Origin of the sequence: Bradyrhizobium sp. (assembly GCF_019244115.1) — a bacterium.
Classification (GTDB): Bacteria; Pseudomonadota; Alphaproteobacteria; order Rhizobiales; family Xanthobacteraceae; genus Bradyrhizobium.
The window spans coordinates 1-6,329 of the sequence record NZ_JAFATE010000155.1; the positions used below are offsets into that span (position 1 = coordinate 1).

Below are 6,329 nucleotides of genomic sequence, written 5' to 3' on the forward strand. Positions count from 1 at the left end.
CTGATGGCGATGAGCCTGATCCGGCTTGCGATCGGCGTGATCCCGATGACGCTGCTGGCGCTTACCCTGTTTCACTTCAACGTCTACGGCCTCGGCCTGCCGCTGATCGCGTTGTTCTGCAACCTGATCTTCACGAGCTGGTCGGTCGGGATCTTGGTCTCGGGGCTCGTGCTGCGCAACGGGCTCGGCGCGGAGAGCATCGTCTGGACGCTGATGTTCGCGGTGATGCCGCTCGCCTGCATCTATTATCCGGTCAGCGTGCTGCCGCATTGGCTGCAATATGTCGCCTGGTCGCTGCCGCCGACCTATGTCTTCGAAAGCATGCGGGCGCTGCTCACCGACGGTGTCTTCCGCGCCGACCTGATGCTCGAAGCCGCGGCCCTCAATGCAGCCCTGCTGATGGCGTCGATTGCGGCATTCCTTGCTCTCCTGCGCAGCGCCCGCCGTCATGGCTCGCTGCTCGGCGGCGGCGAATAGCGCCTTTTTCCGTGGAATTGCGGGGACATGTGCTGAAGTGGCTGGTCAAAACGCCGCGCAGCTCATTGACGCATTATTACGCTTTCGGCACTATGCTGCGCTGCAAATAGGACCGATTCAGAATGGCAATTGGCGAGTTTGGCGGATTACCGCCTCGGGTCGTGGAAGGCAGTCCGGCGCTCACGACGCCGATGTACTGGATGTACGAGCTCGCGCATGCCTCGCTCAATCCGGCGCGCGCGGTGACGGACGCGACCAAGATCCTGTTCCAGAATCCGCTAAATCCGTGGACGCATACCGAAATCGGCAAGTCGATCGCCGCGGCTTGCGAGCTGTTCGAACGCACCACGCGCCGCTACGGCAAGCCGGAATGGGGCATCACCGATACCGAGGTGAACGGGGTTCGCACGCCGGTCGAGATCCGCTGCGTCTGGGAGAAGCCGTTCTGCCGCCTGCTGCACTTCGATCGTGCGCTGACGCGGCCGCTGCGCATGCCCGCGCCGCGGGTTTTGATCGTCGCGCCGATGTCCGGACATTATGCGACGCTGCTGCGCGGCACGGTAGAGGCGTTCCTGCCCACCCATGATGTCTACATCACCGACTGGTCCGACGCGCGGATGGTGCCGCTGGCGGCGGGGCGGTTCGACCTCGACGATTATATCGACTACATCATCGAGATGCTGCATGCGCTCGGCCCCGGCATGCATGTGATGGCGGTGTGCCAGCCCTCGGTGCCGGTGGTGGCCGCCGTCTCTGTCATGGAAGCCGCGCGCGATCCGTTCGTGCCGCAGTCGATGACCCTGATGGGCGGGCCGATCGACACCCGCCGCAACCCGACCGCGGTCAACAATCTCGCCGCCGAGCGCGGCATCGACTGGTTCCGCAGCCACGTCATCACCAAAGTGCCGTTTCCGCATCCCGGCGTGATGCGGGACGTCTATCCGGGCTTCCTGCAGCTCAATGGCTTCATCAGCATGAACCTGGATCGCCATGTCGACGCCCACAAGGACCTGTTCAGCAACCTTGTGAAAGGTGACGGCGATCTGGTCGACAAGCACCGTGACTTTTATGACGAGTATCTCGCGGTGATGGACCTGGCCGCGGAATATTATCTGCAGACCGTCGATACCGTGTTCATCAAGCATGCGTTGCCGAAAGGCGAGATGACTCATCGCGGTACGCCGGTCGATCCGACGAAGATCACACGCGTGGCGCTGATGACGGTCGAAGGCGAGAACGACGACATCTCCGGTCTTGGGCAAACCGAAGCCACACACGGCCTGTGCACGGCGATTCCTGCGCACCGGCGCGTGCATTACGTGCAGAAAGGCGTCGGTCATTACGGCGTGTTCAACGGCTCGCGCTTCAAGTCGGAAATCGTGCCGCGGATCTGCGACTTCATGGCCTCGGCCAGCGATCCGAAGGCCGCACGGGCCGCGGCCGAATAGGGATGTCATTGATTCTAAATGAGAATTCGATTCCACCCGATTGGAACCAGTCCCGATTCGAGACAGGGGCGAAGTTCTTGATTTGACTAAGGAATTCGTCTGCTCCAGGGGGGCCAAGGAATGAGCTTTGGCTCAATCCTTGAGCAGCTAAAAAGGCGCTGGATCGGCTCTAAAAAATCTCTGCCGGCCCCATCCTGTAGAGGCTTTTTTGCGATTCGGCCCTGTATATAGGGCAAATGATTTGTTTTTGCGCGGAACGATTGAACTGGCGGCGGATATGGCAGAATCCGGGCGTCCTCTTGCCCCCCGGACTGACCAATATGGCCACTCGCGCCCTCCTCTATCGGCGGCCTTACGAACCGTCGCGTCTTCTCGTCAAGCACGGTTCGCAAATCTACTCGATCAGGCTTCGCCGGCATCGTCGCGCGCGGCGCTACACACTGAGAATCCATCCGAGCGATCGCGAGGCCATCCTCACCATCCCTCCGCGCGGCACCATCGCGGAAGCAAAAGACTTCGCTCAGCGCCATGGCGGCTGGATCGCGGCCCGTCTCGGCCGCTTGCCGAAAGCCGCGCCGTTCTTGCCGGGCACTGTGGTACCGCTCCGCGGCGTTCCGTATCGAATCGTGCATCGCGCCGGTGAGCGCGGCACCGTGTGGACCGAAACACGCGACAGCGGGGAGAAGATTTTGTGCGTGGCCGGCGCCATCGAGCACATCGAGCGGCGCGTTCATGACTTTCTGAAGCGCGAAGCGCGGCGCGAACTGCAAAAGGCCGCGCAAGACTACGCGGACACGCTGTCGGTCAAGGTCAAGCGGCTGTCGATCCGCGATCAGTCCAGCCGCTGGGGCTCCTGCACCTCGGCAGGATCGCTGTCGTTTTCCTGGCGCCTCATTCTTGCACCACCGATGGTGCTCGACTATCTCGCCGCCCACGAGGTCGCGCATCTCGTTGAAATGAATCACTCACCCCGCTTCTGGCGCATCGTCGCGCGGATCTGCCCGTCGCTCGAACGCGCCAAGAAATGGCTCGATACCTGCGGCAACGACCTGCATCGTTACGGGATCGAGGACTGAGCCGAAATCCGCTGCTGACATCGCCCGGCTCGACCGGGCGATCCAGTATTTCACAGGCAGCGGTCGTTCGCTGCGAGGCCACAGCGTATTGGATGCCCCGTAAAGCGGGGCATGACGGCCGAGAATGGGCGAGTTTCGCCGGCTAAATGACCTTTCTCGTCGCGTTTCCCCCTCGTCGAACGGCGAAATCTTAACCGGTAAGCCTCGTTCGGCTGAATTGCACCAGTCCGGACAACCCTTTGAACACCGTTTGAAGGCTACTGTACCGCCATCGACGACCTCTTCGTTTCGACCCGGGACGGGACTGATGGTTGCTCAGGCAGTTCAATATCTGACGGTGAGTGCAGGCAGTGACCCGCGGGCCTTGCCGGCGGACGCCTTGAAGGCGGCGCTCGACTGCGCAAGCGACGGCGTCCTGATTCTCGACGGCGATCTGGTCGTGCGGCACGCCAATCCCGCTGCCGCATCGATCTTTGGCCTGGACCGTGCGGAATTGATCGGCAGTGACGTTGGCCGGCTCGGCCCTGAAGACCTGCAGCAGCGGCTCGCGATGGCGGTGCAGTCGTCTGCCGCGGAGCGCGCGGAGCTGCCTGAGATGACGATCCGGCGCAAGGACGGCAGTCGGATACGCGCCGCGTTGCGGCTTTCGCCGCTCGCGAGCGGCGATGAGCGCCGCCATGTCCTGTTCGTGCGCGATATCAGCCGCGAGGTCGAGCAGCGCGACCGGCTGGCGCTGCTCCACGAGCTTGCCGATCGCACCAACCGCGGCGTCATCGTGGCGGATCGCGAGCTCAGGACCGTCTATACCAACGCCGCGTTCACGGAGCTGTTTGGATACGGGCGCGCTGAAGCGGAAGGACGGCAGGCAAGCGACCTGCTGGTCGGCCGCCATACCGATCGCAGAACGCTCGCACGGCTGCGGCGCTCTCTCGATGGAAAGAATGGCGGCGAGGAGGAGCTCCTCGTCTACGACAAGAACGGCGATGAGATCTGGGTGACCGCGAACCTCAAGGCCGTCCGCGACGGCAAGGGGCGGCTCAGATATGTCTTCGCGCTGCTGTCCGACATCAGCGAGAGCCGGCAGCTGCGCTCCGTGCAGCAGTTGATCATGACCGCGCTTGCGGATGAAATGCCGATTACCGAAATCGCCGACCGGCTGTGCCGGCGGGTCGAGGAGATCGCACCCGACGTCATCTCGTCGGTGCTTCATGTCGATGCCGAGGGCCTGCTGCATCCCCTCGGCGGCCCCAGCCTGCCCGACGACTATTCACGGGCGCTGGAAGGCATCGCGATCGGCCCCGAGGTCGGCTCCTGCGGCAGCGCGGCCTATCACGGCAAGCCCGTGCTGGCGATCGACCTCGACACCGATCCGCGCTGGGCGCCTTACAAGGCCCGTCCGCTCCAGGTCGGCCTGCGTGCCTGCTGGTCGACGCCGATCAAGGCCAGGGATGGACGGGTGATCGGCACCTTCGCCTTCTATTTCCGGGAGAGCCGCGCGCCGAGCCGCTGGCATGAGCGCATCGTCGAGGCCTGCGTTCATCTCGGCGCGCTGGCGATCGAACGCCAGGAGAACCGGACCGAGATCTCGCGGATGGCGTATTACGATACGCTGACCGGGCTGCCTAACCGCGCGCGCATCCCTTCCTTGATTGCAGATGCGATCCAGGCCTGCCCCGCGGACGGTCATGTCGCGGTGGCATTCCTCGACGCCGATAATTTCAAGGACATCAACGATACGCTCGGCCATTCGGCCGGCGACGAGTTCTTGGTCGGCTTCGCCAAGCGTTTGCGGGCCCAGATTCGGCCGGGCGACATGCTCGGCCGCCTCGGCGGCGACGAATTCGTCATCGTGCTGCAGAACCGCGACGCGATCGAGGCCTCGCTGATGGCGGCGCGCATCACCGCCGCGCTGGCGGTGCCGCTCACGATCGGCAAGCGCCAGGTGCCGATGTCGGCAAGCGTGGGCCTCAGCCTCTATCCCGACAACGCCACCGACATCGACACGCTGGTCAAGCAGGCCGATGCGGCAATGTACAAGGCCAAGCGCGCCGGCCGCGGCACCTATCGCTTCTTCAACGCCGACATGGACAAGCTCGCCGAGCAGCGGCTGATGCATTCCACCGCACTCCGCAGCGCGATTGCAAGCGAGGCGCTGACCCTGCATTACCAGCCGCAGATCCGCACCCGCGATGGCGCGATCCATGGCGTAGAGGCGCTGGCGCGCTGGCATGACCCGGTGCTTGGTGAGGTCTCTCCGGCCAAATTCATCCCGCTCGCGGAGGAATGCGGGCTGATCGAGCAGATCGGGATGTGGTCGATCCGGCAGGCCTGCCGGCAGATGGCGATCTGGCGGCGGGCCGGGCTCGACATTCCCTGCGTCTCCGTCAACCTGTCGCCAATCAATTTCCAGAACGTGAACCTGGCTACGATGGTCGCGCAGATCCTCGCCGAGCATGAGCTGCCCGCGAGCCATCTGATGCTCGAGATCACCGAGGGCGTGTTCCTGAATGAACGCGCCATCGTCGTCGCGGCCATGAACGAGCTGCGCACGCTCGGAGTCGGCCTCTCGCTGGACGATTTCGGCACCGGCTATTCCAGCCTCAGCCGCCTCACCCAGCTTCCCATCAACGAGCTGAAGATCGACCGCAGCTTCATGCGCGACGTCGAAGCCAACGCCGGCACGCGGGCGATCGTCACTGCCGTGGTCCGCGTCGGCCAGAGCCTCAACCTCGCCGTCGTCGCCGAAGGCGTCGAGACGGTGGAGCAGCGCCAGCTGCTGAGCGAGCTCGGATGCGACGCGGTGCAGGGCTTTCTGCATGCGCGCCCGATGCCGTCGGCGGCCTTCGGTCGCTGGCTGCTCGGTTACAGCGCAAGGCGGGCCGGCGTCATGCTGAGGCAGGTCGGCCGATCCCTAGCGAAAGCGCCGCTATCGTCCGAACAGGCGGTCGAGCAGCCAGCCGTCGAGCCCCGCCGTCGCCTCGGGGCGCACTGAGCCGCGCGACGGCGCAGCTCGCGCGACGCCGCTTGTCTGCTGGGTCGGCGCGCTGATTTGCGATGCGATCTGGGCGATGACTGGCAGGCCGCCTTTGTCCGGGTTCGGCAACGGCGACGCCGGCACGCCCTGCAGCGCTTGGCGCATGAAGCGGGTCCAGACTTCGACCGGCAGCCCGCCGCCGGTCGCCTTCTTGGTCGGCGAATTGTCGTCATTGCCGAGCCAGACGCCGGTGACGAGGCTCGCGGTATAGCCGATGAACCAGGCATCGCGGAAATCCTGGCTGGTGCCGGTCTTGCCGGCGGCCTGCCAGCCCGGAATCTCCGCCTTCCGCGC

3 protein-coding genes and 2 pseudogenes are annotated in these 6,329 nt (G+C 64.4%); 4 read left to right on the top strand and 1 reads right to left on the bottom strand.

The genetic code is table 11. The features are described 5' to 3' along the window. From JOZ76_RS06975 to JOZ76_RS06990, 4 genes and pseudogenes are all read left to right on the top strand, one after another. A pseudogene (locus JOZ76_RS06975) lies at positions 1 to 477 on the top strand (ABC transporter permease); the annotation flags it as partial. Between the two features lie 122 nt (positions 478 to 599). Then, the gene (locus JOZ76_RS06980) at positions 600 to 1,925 is read left to right on the top strand and encodes a polyhydroxyalkanoate depolymerase (protein ID WP_291697891.1); all 1,326 of its coding nucleotides are present in this window, start codon (positions 600 to 602) and stop codon (positions 1,923 to 1,925) included. 236 nt (positions 1,926 to 2,161) lie between these two features. Further along, positions 2,162 to 3,001 (top strand): M48 family metallopeptidase, encoded by an 840-nt coding sequence (locus JOZ76_RS06985; protein WP_291697892.1) that lies wholly within the window; start codon positions 2,162 to 2,164, stop codon positions 2,999 to 3,001. Positions 3,002 to 3,308: 307 nt separating this feature from the next. After that, positions 3,309 to 5,993, top strand: coding sequence for an EAL domain-containing protein (locus JOZ76_RS06990; protein WP_291697893.1), 2,685 nt, complete (start codon positions 3,309 to 3,311; stop codon positions 5,991 to 5,993). Here the strand turns inward: JOZ76_RS06990 and JOZ76_RS06995 are convergent. Beyond that, positions 5,928 to 6,329: pseudogene (locus JOZ76_RS06995) on the bottom strand (penicillin-binding protein); the annotation flags it as partial. The gene JOZ76_RS06990 and the pseudogene JOZ76_RS06995 overlap by 66 nt on opposite strands.